General features: G+C 59.8%; 3 protein-coding genes. All 3 read right to left on the bottom strand.

Features of this window, described 5'->3' with window-relative positions:
• A partial coding sequence (locus H8A92_RS40235) for an amino acid ABC transporter ATP-binding protein (RefSeq protein ID WP_229200776.1) occupies window positions 1-850 on the bottom strand: 850 nt, incomplete at its 3' end.
• Window positions 843-1490 (bottom strand): amino acid ABC transporter permease, encoded by a 648-nt coding sequence (locus H8A92_RS40230; protein WP_229200775.1) that lies wholly within the window; start codon window positions 1488-1490, stop codon window positions 843-845. The genes H8A92_RS40235 and H8A92_RS40230, both read right to left, overlap by 8 nt.
• Window positions 1487-2242 carry an amino acid ABC transporter permease gene (locus H8A92_RS40225; protein ID WP_229200774.1) on the bottom strand — a complete coding sequence of 252 codons (756 nt, stop codon included), beginning with the start codon at window positions 2240-2242 and terminating at the stop codon, window positions 1487-1489. Before H8A92_RS40225 ends, H8A92_RS40230 begins: the two co-directional genes overlap by 4 nt.
• Between the last annotated feature and the right edge of the window lie 142 nt (window positions 2243-2384).

The raw sequence follows: 2384 nt of genomic DNA, 5'->3' as shown, positions 1-2384 counted from the left end.
CGGATTGCAGGAACGAGCGGGTGCGTGCGGTTTCAGGATTGCTGAAGATCTTGTCGGGCGAGCCCTGCTCGATAATGCGTCCGGCGTCGAAGACGAGGACACGGTCGGAGATCTCGCGCGCGAAGCGCATCTCGTGGGTGACGATCAGCAACGTGACCTTCGTCTCATGGGCCACGCCTCGGACCACATCGAGAACTTCTGCGGCGAGCTCAGGGTCGAGTGCGGAGGTGATTTCATCCAGGAGAAGTACCTCAGGTTTCAAGATGAGTGCCCGTGCGATTGCGATGCGCTGCTGCTGACCTCCAGACAGCTGAGCCGGATAGGCATGGGCCTTGGCTTCAAGATCCACCATGCGGAGATAGTCGAGCGCGCTTCCCTCGGCTTGGTCCTTGGGTTCTCCAAGCACCGTCGTCGGCGCCAAGATCAGGTTCTGCAGCACGGTCAGATGCGGGAAAAGATTGAACTGCTGGAAGACCATGCCGCAGCGACGGCGAACGCGCGCCTCCCGTGGGCTCGAAAGCGGTTTGCCGGCCGCGTTGAACAGGATGCTCTCTCCGAAAAGGCGGATATCGCCGCTGGTGGGCTTTTCCAGGGCCATGGCCAGCCGCAGTACAGTCGTTTTTCCTGAACCGCTTGGGCCGATCAGCGTGACCTTCTCCCCGGGGCGCACCTGCAGGTCGAGCTCGGCTAGCACGCGGTGAGCATCGAAGGCTTTCGAGACCTTCTCGAATTCGATCGCATAGATGGCCTCTGGCGATTTGGGAGCGCACTGCGGGTCTTCCGCATTGAATGCTGCGGGGCCTGAGGCCGCGGAGGGGTCACGGCGGTTGAATTCCACGGTGCTAGACATGCTTGTCCTTCAATCGGGAAAGCAGATAGAGGAACGGCAAGTTCATCACGATGTAGATGAGGCCGGCCAGCGTGAAGGGCTCAACGTAGCGAAAGCTTTCGTAGCCGACGGTGTTGGCCTGCCCCATCAGCACCGGGACTCCGAGGGCAAACAGGTATGACGAGTTCCGGAACAGCGCGAGCACATAGTTGAGCAGCGATGGCACGGATCGCTTGACCATCAGAGGAATCAGCACGCGTCGCCATGTGACATACGGGCTCAAATGGAGCGCCACGCAGGCGTCGCGCAACTCGATCGGGATCGTGATCAGGCTGCCGCGATAGACCTCCGAGCAGAACGCGGCATAGACCACGCCCAATACGGCGATGCCGATCGGCATCGCTGGAAATGTGAGTCCGATTTCGGGCAGGACGTAGAAGGCGAAGTAGAGGAGGACAAGGATCGGCACACCTCGAAAGAGTTCGAGCAGGAAGCGCACGAACGCCCGTCCGAGCCTCGTACTTACATTCTCCAAGATCGCAAGCAGCAGGCCGACCGTGAGCGCTATGACCGAGCTCGCAAGCGTGACCAGGACGGTATACCAAACGCCCAGCATGAGGCGCGGCAGAATGGCAAAGGCAAAGCTCCAGTCCCACGTCATTGGGGCACTCCTGCCAGCGCCTCCGCTGCGGGTACGCCCTGCCCCCTCAGGTGCACGGCGCGCAAGGCACGATTGAGTGGAAGCGCCCGTTCGATCGCCTGAAATGATGCAGCGCAGATAAGACAGAGAATCCAATAAAGGGCGGCCAAGAGGCAGAAAACGGTGGCCGTCTCGAAGGTCTGGCTGCGCACGTTATTGGCAACATAGAGCAAGTCTTGCACGCCGACGAAGCTCACGATCGAGGTCCACCTGACCATATCTCTCGCCAGACTGCCGAATGCAGGAACGATCTGCGAAAGCGCCTGCGGCAGCACGACTTTAGTGAGGCTCTGGATCTTGCTCAGTCCAAGCGCGTGGCAAGCGTCCGTCTGCCCTCGATGGATCGATTCGATGCCACCGCGAACGATCTCGGCACCGTAGGCGGCACCAAGTAGCGACAAGACAATGATGGATGCCGTAATCGGACTGAGCCGCGGCACCCATGGTATGAGCGGCAGAACGTAAAAGACCCAGAACAGCCAGACCAGCGCCGACGGACCGCGAATGATCTCGATGAAGAGCATCGAAGTTATTCGTATCGCTGGCCTCTTGGAGAGCCTTAGCGGGCCGAGGACGATGGAGCCAAGCGCTGCACCCGAAATGGTACAAAACGCGACCCACACGGTGACGAACAAGCCACGTGCCAGTGAAGGCCAGTACTCAAGGACTGCTTCCACCTCAATCGCTCCGTTACTCGCAGCCTGCCTCAGCATCGCTGGCTTTGGCGAGCTTTACCAGCGCGTCCCAGTTGGAAATCCCGTACTTCACGACATAGAGCTGCTCCATGGTACCATTGCTGCGCAACAGATTGAGCTGCGCGTTAAATGCATCGCGGAATCGCGCGTCTTCTTTGCG

The sequence above is a fragment of the Bradyrhizobium acaciae genome (genome assembly GCF_020889785.1).
GTDB lineage: Bacteria > Pseudomonadota > Alphaproteobacteria > Rhizobiales > Xanthobacteraceae > Bradyrhizobium > Bradyrhizobium acaciae.
The sequence above is the reverse complement of the archived record's forward strand: the minus strand, read 5'-3'. Positions and strand labels throughout refer to the sequence as shown.